The organism is Thiohalocapsa sp. (genome assembly GCF_022340605.1).
Taxonomy (GTDB): Bacteria; Pseudomonadota; Gammaproteobacteria; order Chromatiales; family Chromatiaceae; genus Thiohalocapsa.
Genome location: NZ_JAJDNQ010000007.1, coordinates 1 through 14,113 on the forward strand (window position 1 = coordinate 1; position 14,113 = coordinate 14,113).

Below are 14,113 nucleotides of genomic sequence, written 5' to 3' on the forward strand. Positions count from 1 at the left end.
GCTTCCTCCGTCGGCCCGACCGACAGGAACGCGCGTTGTACGGTGGCGAGCGCGAATACTTGTCTGGACTCGCGCGCGTCGGAGCGTAGCCCCGGCGCGGGGACGCATGTCAGCGCCGCCGCGCCACCGGCCCCAGCGCCAGCACGGCAACCCAGCCGAGCAGCGCCGCGATGCCGGTGACGAGGCTGACGCGGTAGGCGAGCCGCCAGCCCCGGTTGGGGCGGCGCAGGATCTCGATCTCATCGATATAGACGGTCTCGCAGGCGCCATTGCCGGAGTCGGTGCGCGTGACGCTCGTGCCGCGGGAGAAGCCGCCGCCGTGCGCGTACTTGGCCAGCACGCCGTGGAAACGGATCTGGTCGCCGACGCGCACCCGGCGGATGGCGCGGCGCACCGCCGGGTCGTCCGCCAGCACGTGGTTGTTGGAGAGCTGGTACGGGTTAAAGCGTGCCCAGAGCCGGCTGTCCCGCGCCTCGGCCCAGCAGGTCCAGTTGCCGTTGTGGAAGTACATGTCGCGGATCACGCCGCCCGCGACGTTGCCGCCCCAGACGACGCAGAGGTCGCGGATGTTGAGGAAGTCCTGCCAGTCGTTGTGGTGCCAGATGTCGGTGAAGGCGTCGGCGTCGTGCAGGCTGACCACGACGCCGTCGAGCGCGTAGTCGGCCACCGGTTGGATGCTGTAGACGATGCCGTTCTCCTCCACCTGAAAGGGTTGCCGGCCGGTGCGTGTCTGCCGCGGCTCGGCCAGGCGGTGCAGGTCATAGAAGCCGGGCTCTGGCAGTTGGTTGCGCCGCCAGTGGCTATAGAGCGCCACGGCGATGCTGACCAGCAGCGCCAGCAGCAGAAGCTGGCCGGCGACGCGCCAGGTCTCGGCGGCGCGCGCTTCGGCGCCGAGCCCGACGGCCGGCGCCGGCGACCCGGGCGCGCCGCCGGCGCGCTGCCGGGCGTGGTACTTCTCGAACACGATGTCGCAGACGGTGCAAACGTCCCGGCCGGTCTGCTCGGCGCCGCAGGCTGGGCAGCGGGTGGTGGCAGGGGCGAGCCCCGTCGTCGTCTGCGCGGCGGCAGCCAGTGCAAGCTTGGCCGCCGAGGGTGGCCGCATCGGCGTGTGGGGTGCCGGTGCGGTGCCCGGTGCCGGTTCTGGTGGCGTCGCCGACGCAGGCGCCTGGGTGCTCGCTTCGGCGTCCACCACGCAGTCGATGCCGGCGGCCCGTAGCTGCTTGCAGACGCGTCCTGCCTGTTCCGCGCTCAACCGGCCGCGCAGCGAGCGCCCGCTGCCGTCGAGCAGGGCCGCCGCGCGCTCGGGTGTGGTGCGGAGCAGCTGCGCCAGCGTCGCCGCGGCGCGTTTGGCATCCGCGCCCGGCAGCAGCCGGCCGCTGAGGCGGATGCGGTGGTGGGTTGCTGGCGTCATGGTCGATGGGCTTGCCGCCGTGGCCGGGCGGCGGTCGGTGAGGGATTTTCTCGCTGGCGAGTCAGGTTAGCGCAGGCTCGGCGCTGTGGTTGTGCACCCCGACACGCGCAGCCGAGCCGCGGCGGCCCCAGGGGCCGAGTGGAACTCGGCGGCGCCGGGGGAGTGGGAACCGGTGTGCCGGAATTTTGCGCATTGTGAAATTGATTGATTATTGCGGAAAAGGCGTGGTGGCTTCAGTTTGTCGGCAACCGCAGGGCGCGGCACGCCGCGCGCCTGACAGCCCAAACCCGAATCCCAGCCTGCCCACGGAGAAATGCGATGTCCGCCCAAATGTCTGCCCAGATGCCCGACCAGATGTCCGCCATCCCCGCCGCGGCCACCAGCCCGGCGGCGCCGCCCGCCTTCTGCGAGGGCATGCTCTACTTCGCCGAGCCCGACCCGCGTGACGACAGCCCCGCCGCCGAGCCCGTGATCGCCGCGGGTGAGACCGCCATTGCCAGCATCGACGCCGCCGCCGTGCACCAGACGCGCCTCGCCGCCGACGCGCTGCGCTACACGATGCTCCAGCTCTGCGCGTCCAAGCAGTCCGGCCACCCGGGCGGCTTCGCCAGCTCCGCGGACGCCGTTGCGGCGCTCTTAATGCTCGGCCACAAGAACATCGTCACCGAGGTGGGCCATCACGCGCCGGGCTTCTACAGCGCCATGTTCCTCGATGGCTCGCTGGCGGGCATGGGCATCGAGACCATGACGGACCTTCAGGCGCGCTTCCGCGAGCGCGACGGCCTGCTCGGGCACCTGTCCGGCGCCATCCCCGGTCTGCTCGCGCCCGCCGGGCCGCTGGGCCAGGGCCAGCACTTCGCCATGGCCGGGGCCTACCTGCACCCGGACAAGCTCTTTCCGTGCACCATCGGCGACGGCGGCCTCGGCGAGCCCTATGTGCTGAGCGCCATGAAGCACTTCCACACCGCCTACCCGCGGGTGACGAACTTCCTGCCGGTGCTGGTGTGGAACGGCTATAGCCAGGAGCACCACGCCATGGTGTCGCTGATGGACAACGCGGCGATGACCAACCTGTGGCGGGCGCACGACTTCGAGCGCGTGATCCTGGTAGATGCCAAGGACTACGACGACGCGGGCCAGCCCGGCGCCTACGTGGACAGCACCCTGTTTAGTGAGGCAGCGCGGGACGCCTTCACCCGCGCCATGCTGGACGCCATGCATGAGGCGGCCGAGTCGGCCATGAGCGGCACGCTGACGGTGGTCATCGTCAAGCAGCTCAAGGGTGCCGGCGTGCACGCCCACGGCGCCAAGTCCCACAACCTGTATCCCGGCGACACGGCGGAGAAGCCGAACATCGCCGCGGCGCTGTCGCGCGGTGCGCTGTCGCCCGGGCAGTGGGCGCTGGTGCGGCAGAACCTGTCCCGCGCCGGCGGCGGGCCGGCGGCCGAGGTCGCGGTCACCGAGCGCGAGCGGCCGTTGCCGGACATCGGCACCCTCCCGATGCAGGCGTTCGCGGTGGGCGACAAGGCCGTGCCGTCCACCGCCATGGCGGAGATGGTCGCGGCGCTGGGCGAGCGCGACCCGGCCTTCATCGTCAGCAATGCCGACGGCACCGAGGCCAGCGCCATGAAGGTCATCAACCAGCGCCTCGGCATCCGCCACCCGACGGCGGACGACCTCTACCACCAGGGCCCGACCGGCCAGGTGTACGAGCCGTTGTCGGAGGACGCATGCGCCGGGCTCGCCGCCGGCATCGCGCTGTTCGGCGGGCGCTCGCTGTGGCTCAGCTACGAGAGCTTCGCCATCAACGGCTGGCCCATCGTGCAGACCGTGGGCCAGGCCATGGCGGAGCTGCGCCGGCGCACGCCCGCCGTGGTGAGCATGTTCACCGCCGGTGCGCTGGAACAGGGCCGCAACGGCTGGACCCACCAGCGCCCGGAGATCGAGAGCTACATCGGCGCGCAACTGCGCAACGGCAACGTCTACCTGCTGTATCCGAGCGACGCCAACATGATCCAGGCCGCTTACGCCTGGGCCACGGGGCAGTCCAACAAGTCCATCAGCATCATCGCCAGCAAGTCTCAGCTTCCGGTCTACACGACGCCGGAACAGGCGGCGCAGGCGATCACCGACGGTGCCGTGAGCCTGTACGAGTCGCCGGACGGCGACGGGCCGCTCGTGGTCTTCGCCGTCACCGGCGACATGGTGCTGCTGCCCGTGTTCGAGGCGAAGGACCGGCTGGAGGCGCAGGGCAGCCGCGTGCGCATCGTCGCGGTGGCCAACCCGCGCCGGCTGTTCCGCCCCGGCGACGTCGCCTGGCGGCACAGCGCCGAGCCGGACGGTGAATTCATGGACGACTCCGCCTTCGCGGACCTGTTCGACGGTGACGTGCTCATGGGCGTCAGCGGCGGCGGCAGCGCCGCGCTGGAGCCGGTGCTGCTGCGCAGCCGGGCGCCAGCCCGCGACCTCGTCGCCTGGCAGCGCGGCGAGACCACCGCGAGCCCCGCCGAGATCATGGCGTTCAACGGCATCACGCCAGAGGCGCTGGCGGAGCGGGCCGCCGGCCTCCTGTCTGCCTGACCCTGGGGCCGCCGAGTTGAACTCGGCCCGCCGCCGGCGCGGCTCGATGCCGCGCCGGCGGCGTCTCGGCGCCCAATGTCCTGCTCCCAGCACAGTTGGCCGACGACAGAACACCCGACCGCGGCAGAGCACCTGGCACGGGCATCGAGCCCGCGCCAGGTGCAGCCGAGTACAACTCGGCGCTCCCGGGCCGAGTGCAACTCGGCGCTCCCAGGCTCTGGCTGGCCACCGCGTGGCGCAATGCGAGATTTGCCATGACAACTCCCATCACCAAGATCATCGCCATCGACGACGACCCGACGGGCTCCCAGACCGTCCATGGCTGCCTGCTGCTGACGCGCTGGGACGTGGGCACGCTGACGCAAGCCCTACAGGACGACTCGCCGCTGTTCTTCGTGCTCAGCAACACCCGCGGCATGGATGCCGGGCGGGCGGCGGCGGTGACCCGCGAGATCTGCGTCAACCTGCGCCTCGCGCTGGCGGACCTGGAGGCCGCGGGCACCAAGGTGCAGCCGGTCATCGTCAGCCGCTCTGACAGCACGCTCCGCGGCCACTACCCGGTGGAGACGGACGTCATCGCCGCCGAGCTCGGACCCTTCGATGCGCACTTCCTGGCGCCGGCCTTTTTCGAGGGCGGGCGCATCACCCGCGATGGCACGCACTACCTGATCGTGGACGACCCCAACGGAAACCAGCTCGTGCCGGTGCACGAGACCGAGTTCGCCCGCGATTCGGTCTTCGGCTTCAGCACCGCCTTCCTGCCGGACTACGTGGCGGAGAAGACCGGCGGACGCATCGCCGCCGATGACGTGCAGCGGTTCCCGCTTGCCGAGCTGCGCGGCGACCTGGAGGTGCTGGTGCAGCGGCTGGTGGCCCTGACCGGCAACGCCTGCTGCGCCGTCGACGCCGAGCGGCAGGCGGACCTGGATGCCTTTGCCGCCGCCGTGCTGGCCGCCGCAGGGCAGGGCCGGCGCTTCCTGTTCCGCAGCGCGGCAAGCCTGCTGACCTCGCTGGCAGCGCTGCCGCCCCAGCCGGTGGCGCCCGCCGACATGGGCCGCTTCACCCGCGGCGGTCCAGCAGGTCACTGGCCCGGCGTGGTGCTGATGGGCAGCCACGTCGCCAAGTCGACGCGCCAGTTGGAGCACCTGCTGGCCAACACCGACAGCGTTCCGCTGGAGATCGATCTGGATCGCCTGGACGAGGCCGAGGACCTGGTTACGCAGCTCACCAGCGCCGTCCGGGCCATCCTCGCCGCCGGCCGTGGCAGCGTGCTCTACACCAGCCGCGGCGAGCGCAGCTTCCCGAGCAAGGCCGAGCGTCTCGCCTTCGGCGAGCGCGTGTCCGACCTGCTGGTGGATATCGTCCGGCGCCTGCCGGCGGACATCGGCTTTCTCATCAGCAAGGGCGGGATCACATCCAACGACACCCTGAGCAAGGGCCTGGCGCTGACCACCGCCCGCGTGCTCGGCCAGGTGCGCGCCGGCTGCTCGGTCGTCCGCTGCCCGGCGGACCACCCGCGCTTCCCGGAACTGCCCGTGGTGATCTTTCCGGGGAATGTCGGCGGGGACGACGCGCTGGCGGAGGTCTACCGCATCATGAGCGCGAAATTGCCTTGACCGGCCTTGCAGAACGACCGACCGGGTTGCAGCATGCGCCCAGTGACCTCGCAGCATCGGCGCCGCCACCATGCCCAGAATCCCCGACGAACGCCCGCTGAATCCCAACCCCGAGATCATCGGCGAGTTGCAGCGCATCCTGCCGGCGGCCTCGGTGCTGTCCACGCCGGCGGAGCTCGGCCCCTACGAGTGCGACGGGCTCACGGCCTTCGCGCAGCGCCCGCTGGTGGTGGCGCTGCCTTCGAGCGTGGAGCAAGTGCAGGCGGTCTTGCGGCTGTGCAGCGAGCGGGGCGTGCCGGTGGTGGCCCGCGGTGCCGGTACCGGGTTGTCCGGCGGTGCGCTGCCCCTGGCGGACGGCGTCCTGCTGTCGCTGGCCAAGTTCAACCGGCGTATCGAGATCGACCCGGACAACCGCACGGCGCGGGTCGAGCCCGGCGTGCGCAACCTCGCCATCAGCGAGGCGGCGGCGCCCTACGGGCTGTACTACGCGCCGGACCCGTCGTCGCAGATCGCCTGCACCATCGGCGGCAACGTCGCCGAGAACTCCGGCGGTGTGCACTGCCTCAAGTACGGGCTCACGGTGCACAACATCGTGGGTCTCAAGCTGGTCACCATCGACGGCGAGTTGTTCGAGGTGGGCTCGGAGGCGCTGGATGCGCCGGGGCTGGATCTCTTGGCGCTGATGACGGGCTCCGAGGGCATGCTCGCGGTCATCGTCGAGGTCACCGTCAAGCTCCTGCCGCAGCCGGAGCGGGCGCAGGCACTGCTGGCCGCCTTCGACAGCGTCGAGACCGCGGGTGCAGCGGTGGCGCAGCTCATTGGCGCCGGCGTCACGCCGGCGGGGCTGGAGATGATGGACAACCCGGCCATCCGCGCCGCGGAGGACTTCGTGCACGCCGGCTATCCGGTGGACGCGGCCGCAATCCTGATTTGCGAGCTGGACGGCTTCAACGCCGAGGTGTCGGTGGAGATCATGCGCGTGCGCGAGCTGCTGCTGGCCGCCGGCGCCAGCGACGTGCGCACCGCACGCGATGACGCCGAGCGCTTGATCTTCTGGAAGGGCCGCAAGGCGGCGTTTCCGGCCGTCGGGCGCATCTCGCCGGACTACTACTGCATGGACGGCACCATCCCACGCAAGGAGCTGCCGACGGTGCTGAACCGCATCGCCGAGCTGTCCGGCGAGTTCGGCCTGCGCGTGGCCAACGTGTTTCACGCCGGCGACGGCAACCTGCACCCGCTGATCCTCTACGACGCCAACATCCCGGGCGAGCTGGAGCGCGCCGAGGAGCTGGGCGGCGCGATCCTGGAACTGTGCGTCGAGGTGGGCGGCACCGTCACCGGCGAGCATGGCGTGGGCGTGGAGAAGCTGAATCAGATGTGCGTGCAGTTCAATGCCGAGGAGCTTGCGCAGATGCATGCGGTCAAGGCCGCCTTCGACCCGCACGGGCTGCTGAACCCCGGCAAGGCCGTGCCGACGCTGCACCGCTGCGCCGAGTTCGGCGCCATGCACGTGCACCACGGCCAGCTCAAATTCCCGGACCTGCCGCGGTTTTGAATGGGCCTGCCGCCTCCTGGGGCCGCCGACTTTCAGTCGGCTGCGCCTGCCGCGGGCTCGATGCCCGCGGCAGGCGCTGTGCGGGAGTGGATGTGGCGGCGCTGCTCGGGCGCCGCGACGCCGCCGGCGCGGCATCGAGCCGCGCCGGCGGCGGGCCGAGTACAACTCGGCGGCCCCAGAGGGCGCAACCGCGCATAATGGCGCGCGCATCCACAAGCCGGCGGATATCCATTCCGCCATGGAAGAGCCCATGTCCAATACCGAGCCCAAGCGCAACCACGTCCTCATCGACTTCGAGAATGTCCAGCCGAAGAACCTGTCCCTGCTGGTGGGCAAGGGCTACCGGGTCTATGTCTTCGTTGGCGAGAACCAGGCCAAGCTGCCCTTCGAGCTGGCGGACGCGATGCAGCAGCTCGGCGACGACGGCCGCTATATCAAGATTGCGGGCCAGGGCCGCAACGCGCTGGATTTCCACGTCGCCTACTATCTCGGCGAGCTGGCCGGCGAGGACCCGAAGGGCTACTTCCACGTCATCTCCCGCGACACCGGCTTCGACCCGCTCATCAAGCACCTGCGTCGGCGCGGCATCGAGGCGCATCGGGAGCAGGATCTTGCCGAGATCCCGCCGCTGCGCACCCCGGCGACGGTCGCGGAGGGCGACAAGGTGGGCGTCGTCGTGAGGAACCTCGCCGGCCGCGGCCAGTCCCGGCCGCGCAAGGTCAAAACGCTCACGAATACCATCAACTCCCTGTTCAAGCCCAAGCTGGACGACGCCGAGCTCGGCGACCTGATGCGAGACCTGCAGGATCAGGGCTATATCGTGCTGGACGGGGACAAGGTGTTGTACCGACTGCCGCGGGACTGACACCGCGGGCACTGCAAGCATCACCAGACCAACATGACCGACCCGAGCAACACCCCGGAACCGGCAATACTCGCCACCGATGCCGAGCAAGCCCTCGCCGAGCGGGTCCGCGCCGCCGCTGCCGACGGACGACGGCTCGCCATCCGCGGCGGCGGCAGCAAGGCGTTCTACGGCAATCCGGTGGTCGCGGATGCCGAGCTCGACTGCACCGGCCACCGCGGCGTCGTCGCCTATGAGCCGACGGAGCTGGCCATTACGGTGCGCGGCGGCACGCCGCTGGCGGAGGTCGAGGCGCTGCTGGGCGCGCACGGGCAGCAGTTGCCCTTCGAGCCGCCGCACTTCGCCGGCGGCGACGCCGAGTCGCCCGCCACCATCGGCGGAACCGTCGCCGCCGGGCTGTCCGGACCCAGGCGGCCCTATGCCGGCAGCGTGCGCGATGCCCTGCTCGGCGTGCGGCTGCTGAACGGGCGCGGGCAGGTGCTGGACTTCGGCGGACGGGTGATGAAGAACGTCGCTGGCTACGACGTCTCGCGGCTGATGGCGGGTGCCATGGGCGTGCTCGGCGTCTTGCTGGAGGTCTCGCTCAAGGTGATCCCGCGCGCCCCCGGCAGCCTGACCCTGGTGCGCGAGGAGCCATTGCCGCGGGCGCTGGAGCTGCTGCGGCGCTTCTCCCGCCGGGCGCTGCCCATCACCGCCAGCGCCTGGGTGGACGGGCGGCTGTATCTGCGTATCGAAGGTGGCGAGGAGGCGCTGGCGGAGACGCACCGCATCGTCGAGGGCCTGCCGCTGGCCGCTGCCGATACCTTCTGGCGCGAGCTGTGCGACCAGCGACTCAGGTTCTTTTTCGGCGACGTACCGCTGTGGCGGTTATCGCTGCCGCCGGCGACGGCGGCGGGTGTCACCGCTGGGCTGGACGCCGGCGCGCCGCTGGTCGAGTGGGGCGGGGCGCTGCGCTGGCTGCGTGGCGAGCTGCCGGTGGAGCGCGTTCGCGAGACGGCCCGCGCCGCCGGTGGGCACGCGACCCTGTTTCGCGTCGGCGCCGGACCCCGGCCCGCCGATGGCGTGCTGACGCCGCTGCAACCCGTGCCGCTGCGGCTGCACCGCAACCTTAAGCACGCCTTCGACCCGGCAGGGATCTTGAACCCGGGCCGCCTATATCCGGACCTGTAGTGGCATGCAGACCAAGCTTCTCTCCGCGCTCCAGGCTACCGACGCCGGCCGTGAGGCCGACCGCATCCTGCGCACCTGCGTCCACTGTGGCTTCTGTACCGCCACCTGCCCCACCTACCAGCTCCTCGGCGACGAGCTGGACGGACCGCGCGGGCGCATCTACCAGATCAAGGTGCTGCTGGAGGGCGAGGCGCCGACGCGCTCGGTGCAGACGCATCTCGACCGCTGCCTCACCTGTCTCAACTGCATGACCACCTGCCCCTCCGGCGTGCAGTACGACCGGCTGCTGGCCACCGGCCGCGGCCTCGTGGAGGAACAGGTGCCGCGGCCGGCGGCGGAACGGCTGCTGCGCCGGGTGCTCCGGCTCGTGGTGCCGTATCCGGCGCGGTTCGGGGTGCTGCTCCAGCTTGGGCGAGCCATGCGGCCGCTGCTGCCGGCGGCGTTGAAGGCCAAGCTGCCGGCGGCCGGCCGCATCGGGCCGCTGCCCGCGCAACGAGCGTCGAGGAACCGGCACCCGCGGCGCGTCATCATGCTGGAGAGTTGCGTGGAGCCCGCGCTGACGCCGGCGGCTGTCGGCGCCGCCGTCCGCGTGCTCGACGCCCTCGGCATCGAGGTGATACGTCCCGGCGGCGGCTGTTGCGGCGCGGTGAGCGAGCATCTGTCCGCTCATGACGAGGCCCGTGCCTTCATGCGCCGCAACATCGACGCCTGGTGGCCGTACATCGCACCGGAGGCAGCCCGAGCGACTGGGACCGCTCCCGTAGAAGCCATCTTGAGCACTGCCAGCGGCTGCGGCGCCATGGTCAAGGACTACGGCCACCACCTGGCGGACGACCCGCGCTATGCTCACAAAGCCGCGCGGGTGTCCGCGCTGGCCCGTGACCCCTGCGAGCTGCTCACCGCCGACGACCTGCGGCGGCTGCCGAGCCCCTTCGCGCGCCCGGGCGGCGAGCCGCTGCCGCGGCGCATCGCCTTCCATCCGCCCTGCACCCTGCAGCACGGTCAGCGCCTGATGGGCCGGGTCGAGGCGCTGCTGCGCGCGGCCGGCTTCGAGCTGGTGGCGGTGCGCGATGCCCATAGCTGCTGCGGTGCCGCCGGGACCTATTCGGTGCTTCAGCCCGCGCTGGCCGGGCAGCTCCGCGAGCGCAAGCTCGACGCCCTGCACGCGGGCGGGCCGGCGCTCATCGCCACGGCCAACGTCGGCTGCCAGACGCACCTGGCGGCCGCCGCCCGGGTGCCGGTGGTGCACTGGCTGGAGTTGTTCGATCCAGCGCCCGCCGTGCCGATCTGCCTGGGGGGCTGAGCCAAAATCATTGCGCGGTGTGGACGCAGCCGCCCACCGCACGGGCTATGATGTCGTGTTTGCTTCAGTTGCAAGGGAGATCCCGTCCATGACCCGAACCCGCTGCCTGACGGCATCCATGTTGTCGGAAGGCATGACCCACGAAACCCGGCTCGTCTTCACCCGCGAGCAAGTGAGCCAGTACTGCGACCTGGTGGGCGACCACAACGCCATCCACCGCGACCTCGAAGCGGCGCGCATGCGCTTTCCGGACATCGCCGACATCGTCGTGCCGGGCGGGCTGATCCAGACGACGATCTCAGCGCTGTTCGGGTCGCTGTTTCCGGGTGACGGCACGCTCGGGCTCAACTTCTGCCTGGAGCGCTTCCGCCGGCCGGTGTGCCCCGGCGACGAGATCACGGTCACCATGACCATCTCGCGGGTCATCCGCGGCGGCATCGTGGGCATGGTCATCGACGTGCAGGGCGCCGAGGGCGAGCCGCTCACCGCCGGCACCGTGCGTCTGGTGGCGCCGGACGCCGCCTATCAGGAGTGGTGGCGTGAAAACGTCGATGCCACCGCCGAGGCCGGCTGCTGAAGAGAGTTGCTACGGGCTAGGGGCTAGAGGCTAGGGGCGGCGCAGCAGCTCTTGTGGGAGCGGCACTCTCGGTGCCGCGACCGGCGGTCAGGCACCAACCAGGCCCCGAGTCACTGCCAAGCATCGGGCAACCTCTTGTGGGAGCGGCACTCTCGGCGCCGCGACCGGCGGCAAGGCAGCACACCAGGCCCCGAGTCACTGCCAAGCGTCGGGCAACCTCTTGTGGGAGCGGCGCTCTCGGTGCCGCGACTGGCGGCAAGGCAGCACACCAGGCCCCGAGTCACTGCCAAGCATCGGGCAACCTCCCAGCTATCGTCGCGCCACAAACGGCAGTGGCGCTCCCACGCCAGCGTGCCTGGAGCAGCAGTGGAGGGTTCGCGGCAACTGCTTGCCCTGCCCGCGGCCTCACAACCGCTCCAGGATCACCCGCCAGGCCGCGAGCTTGTCCTCGAACCGCATCCCCGCGTGCGCGGGGCTGGTGGACGGCAGCCGCAGCCGCTCGATGGCCGCGTGCGCACCGCCCAGCCCCGGCAGCACGCGGCGGCGGAACTCCCGCTCGGCGGTGCCGCCGTTGAAGGCGATGCACCGGATGCCGGGATGTGCGTCGAACAACGCCGCGAAGTCGTTCACCCGCACCGTCTCCGGCCGGATGTCCGCGTCCAGGCTGCCGGGCCGCGCGCAGGCGGCGATGACGTCCCACAACGCGATGCCGTGCTCGCGCAGCGCCGCCGCGCGCTGTCCGTAGCCGCTGCCCGCCGGCAGCTTGAGCAGCCGCTCGACGATGGGCCAGAAGGCATTGCGCGGATGGCCGTAGTACTGCCGCGCCGCCAGCGACGCCTCGCTCGGCATCGACCCCAGAATCAACAGCCGCGGCGCCTCGCCCAGGATCGGCGGGAAGGCGGTCCGGATGGGCGCGGGGGTCGGGGGGCGCGGCTTGGGTGCTCTCGCGTCAGACATAGCGCTCAGCTCATCACGATCACCACCACGCCCGCCACCATCAGCGCGCCGGCGGCGAGGTGGGTGCGCAGCCCCGTCTCGCCGAACACGAGCGCGCCGTAGAGGATGCCGAACAAGAGGCTGGTGCGCTTCACCGCCACCATGTAGGCCACCTCCACCCGCGCGATCGCCAGGAAGTGCGCGTAGACCATGACCCCGTTCAGCGCCGCCACCGCGGCCACCGCGCCGGGTCGGCGTAGCAGCCCGCGCAGGCTGAGCCGGCGCATCGGCTGCCCCGCTCGGCGTGCGGCGACACGGTGCCAGCGCAGCGGCAGCGCCCACACCAGCGGCATCACCAGGCCGAGCACCAGGAAGTAGAAGGGGCCGAAATAGCGCGCCGGCAGATAGATCAGCACCGCCTTGCCCATGGTGGCCGTGAAGGCGTACATCAGCGCCACCGCCAGCATCATGCGCGAGCCCGGCTCCCGGAAGATGGCCGCCAGCGGCGCTGCCCAGCTCTTGACGTCCGTGAGCCGTGCGTGGCGGACGTTGAGCAGCCAGGCGCCCGCCACCACCAGCAGCACGCCCGCCGCGCCCTGCGCCGACACCCGCTCACCCAGCAGCCAATCGGCGATGCCCAGCACGAACACCGGCGTGAAGGCGAGATAGGGCACCGTCAGCGCCAGCGGATGGTCGCGGATCGCCGCCATGTACAGCAGCATGGACGCGATCTCCAGCGGCAGCATGGCCGCGAGCCAGCCCCAGAAGGGCGCCGGCAGCGTCCAGGGCGCCGGCATGCCGATCAGCAGCGGCGACAGCAAAAGCCCCGCCGCCGAGAAGCGCACCACGCTGATCTCGGTGGCGGAGTAGTCGCGCAGCCAAGCCTTGGTGGCGGCGTCCGCGGATGCGAGGCTGGCCGCGGACAGGAGCGCGAGCAGGAGCCAGTCCATGCCGGAGGGCGGCGCCGGGCTCAGCCGGCGAGGTCGTCGAAGCGGTAGCCCAGCAGCTCGATGTCGCGGGCGAAGTGGCGCGCCACCAGCTCGGCGGTTGCGTCGTCGTAGTAGCCGCGGTAGTCGCGGGCGCGGTCCTTGGCCTCTCTGCGGTGTGGCAGGGTCACGTTGCGCAGCCCGATGCGCCGGCAGGCCTCGTCGAAGTCCTCGTGCAGGCGCTCGTAGCGGCCGATGAAGTCCACGACGATGTCGCCGCGCAGGTCGATCAGGTAGTCGGTCTGCAGCTCGATGGAGGTGTCCACATGAAACTGATAGGGCCGCGCGGGGTCCAGCTTCCAGCGCAGGAAGTCCGCGAAGTTATCGTGGTTGCCCAGGAACTGCGGGCGCTCGCGGCGGATGTGGTGGAAGGAGCTCACCTGAAGGTCCCAGGGGTTGCGCACGAACGCGAACTTGAACAGCGCGTCGAACCACGCCTTCGGCAGCAACTCCTTCGCGGCGATGACCTTCGCGTGCCGTGGCAGCTTGGTGCCGATCCGGTGGCCGCTCAAGTGGCTGAACCGGCTGCATAGGAACATGGGCCAGTACCAGGGGTCCGCCCAGCGCCGGCCCTGCAACGCCGCGCGCACGCTGGTGCCGCCGGTCTTGGCGATGTGCACGAACAGGAAGCGGTATTTGGGGGAGAGCAGCATGGGGCGGGATTGTAACCGGTCGCTGAGCGGCTGCCGGTGGCGGAGTTGGCCTTGGTCTTCGGAGAAGCGGGGGCGCGCGAAGCCGCGAAGCCGCGAAGGAGAAGACGCGAAAAGCTCGTGCGCGGTGCGTAGGTCGGGCTGACGCGAGGAAGCCCGACGCTGGGCCAGGGAAGCGGGGGCACGCGAAGGCGTGAAGCCGCGAAGGAGAAGACGCGAAAGGCCGGTGCGCGGTGCGTATCGATACTTCGGGGACAGCGCACTAGTGCAGCGTTTCTCCCAACTTTGCTTTCGTTGTCGTTGTCGTTGTCGAGTATCCGATTACGACCACGACCACGACCACGAGGGAGGCCGGTCTCGGAATTTCCGCAGCGAAGCACTAGCCGCCGAGCAAGTCGGTGATGTCCACCCACGGCTCGGTGCCCTCGATGGACGCGGCGAGCGTGCCGGGCGAGACCGATTGC

At 70.8% G+C, this 14,113-nt stretch carries 11 protein-coding genes; 7 read left to right on the forward strand and 4 right to left on the reverse strand.

Annotation, left to right across the window (positions count from 1 at the left end):
- Positions 1-109: 109 nt before the first annotated feature.
- A complete protein-coding gene (locus tag LJE69_RS00385; protein ID WP_296920027.1) occupies positions 110-1,411 on the reverse strand; it encodes a hypothetical protein in 1,302 nt (433 codons plus the stop codon).
- Between the two features lie 318 nt (positions 1,412-1,729).
- On the opposite strand from LJE69_RS00385, the gene LJE69_RS00390 reads away from it, so the two are divergent.
- The 7 genes from LJE69_RS00390 to LJE69_RS00420 all read left to right on the forward strand — a co-directional run bounded on the left by LJE69_RS00390 (position 1,730) and on the right by LJE69_RS00420 (position 11,077).
- On the forward strand, positions 1,730-3,991 hold the full coding sequence (locus LJE69_RS00390) for a phosphoketolase (protein ID WP_296920028.1): 2,262 nt from the start codon (positions 1,730-1,732) through the stop codon (positions 3,989-3,991).
- 254 nt (positions 3,992-4,245) lie between these two features.
- Entirely contained in the window at positions 4,246-5,607 is a 1,362-nt protein-coding gene (locus LJE69_RS00395) for a four-carbon acid sugar kinase family protein (protein ID WP_296920031.1), read from the forward strand.
- 70 nt (positions 5,608-5,677) lie between these two features.
- Positions 5,678-7,162 carry an FAD-linked oxidase C-terminal domain-containing protein gene (locus LJE69_RS00400; RefSeq protein WP_296920033.1) on the forward strand — a complete coding sequence of 495 codons (1,485 nt, stop codon included), beginning with the start codon at positions 5,678-5,680 and terminating at the stop codon, positions 7,160-7,162.
- Between the two features lie 250 nt (positions 7,163-7,412).
- Complete coding sequence (locus LJE69_RS00405; protein ID WP_296920036.1) at positions 7,413-8,027, forward strand: PIN domain-containing protein; 615 nt, start codon at positions 7,413-7,415, stop codon at positions 8,025-8,027.
- 33 nt (positions 8,028-8,060) lie between these two features.
- Positions 8,061-9,197, forward strand: coding sequence for a glycolate oxidase subunit GlcE (gene glcE, locus LJE69_RS00410; protein ID WP_296920038.1), 1,137 nt, complete (start codon positions 8,061-8,063; stop codon positions 9,195-9,197).
- Between the two features lie 4 nt (positions 9,198-9,201).
- Positions 9,202-10,500 (forward strand): glycolate oxidase subunit GlcF, encoded by a 1,299-nt coding sequence (glcF, locus tag LJE69_RS00415; protein WP_296920039.1) that lies wholly within the window; start codon positions 9,202-9,204, stop codon positions 10,498-10,500.
- Positions 10,501-10,588: 88 nt separating this feature from the next.
- On the forward strand, positions 10,589-11,077 hold the full coding sequence (locus LJE69_RS00420) for a MaoC/PaaZ C-terminal domain-containing protein (protein WP_296920042.1): 489 nt from the start codon (positions 10,589-10,591) through the stop codon (positions 11,075-11,077).
- 405 nt (positions 11,078-11,482) lie between these two features.
- Here the strand turns inward: LJE69_RS00420 and LJE69_RS00425 are convergent, their stop codons facing one another.
- From LJE69_RS00425 to LJE69_RS00435, 3 genes are read right to left on the reverse strand one after another with little or no spacing between them, the layout of a single operon-like run.
- Entirely contained in the window at positions 11,483-12,034 is a 552-nt protein-coding gene (locus tag LJE69_RS00425; protein WP_296920045.1) for a DNA-deoxyinosine glycosylase, read from the reverse strand.
- Between the two features lie 5 nt (positions 12,035-12,039).
- Positions 12,040-12,963: a DMT family transporter gene (locus LJE69_RS00430; protein ID WP_296920047.1), complete on the reverse strand. Its 924-nt coding sequence runs from the start codon at positions 12,961-12,963 to the stop codon at positions 12,040-12,042.
- Between the two features lie 20 nt (positions 12,964-12,983).
- Positions 12,984-13,652, reverse strand: a complete 669-nt coding sequence (locus tag LJE69_RS00435) for a sulfotransferase family 2 domain-containing protein (RefSeq protein WP_296920050.1) — start codon at positions 13,650-13,652, stop codon at positions 12,984-12,986.
- Positions 13,653-14,113: the final 461 nt, after the last annotated feature.

What these genes read in the sequence shown, in the direction of transcription:
- LJE69_RS00385 (WP_296920027.1), bottom strand. Translation starts at nt 1,411, where the DNA reads ATGACGCCAGCAACCCACCACCGCATCCGCCTCAGCGGCCGGCTGCTG.
- LJE69_RS00390 (WP_296920028.1), top strand. Translation starts at nt 1,730, where the DNA reads ATGTCCGCCCAAATGTCTGCCCAGATGCCCGACCAGATGTCCGCCATC.
- LJE69_RS00395 (WP_296920031.1), top strand. Translation starts at nt 4,246, where the DNA reads ATGACAACTCCCATCACCAAGATCATCGCCATCGACGACGACCCGACG.
- LJE69_RS00400 (WP_296920033.1), top strand. Translation starts at nt 5,678, where the DNA reads ATGCCCAGAATCCCCGACGAACGCCCGCTGAATCCCAACCCCGAGATC.
- LJE69_RS00405 (WP_296920036.1), top strand. Translation starts at nt 7,413, where the DNA reads ATGTCCAATACCGAGCCCAAGCGCAACCACGTCCTCATCGACTTCGAG.
- glcE (WP_296920038.1), top strand. Translation starts at nt 8,061, where the DNA reads ATGACCGACCCGAGCAACACCCCGGAACCGGCAATACTCGCCACCGAT.
- glcF (WP_296920039.1), top strand. Translation starts at nt 9,202, where the DNA reads ATGCAGACCAAGCTTCTCTCCGCGCTCCAGGCTACCGACGCCGGCCGT.
- LJE69_RS00420 (WP_296920042.1), top strand. Translation starts at nt 10,589, where the DNA reads ATGACCCGAACCCGCTGCCTGACGGCATCCATGTTGTCGGAAGGCATG.
- LJE69_RS00425 (WP_296920045.1), bottom strand. Translation starts at nt 12,034, where the DNA reads ATGTCTGACGCGAGAGCACCCAAGCCGCGCCCCCCGACCCCCGCGCCC.
- LJE69_RS00430 (WP_296920047.1), bottom strand. Translation starts at nt 12,963, where the DNA reads ATGGACTGGCTCCTGCTCGCGCTCCTGTCCGCGGCCAGCCTCGCATCC.
- LJE69_RS00435 (WP_296920050.1), bottom strand. Translation starts at nt 13,652, where the DNA reads ATGCTGCTCTCCCCCAAATACCGCTTCCTGTTCGTGCACATCGCCAAG.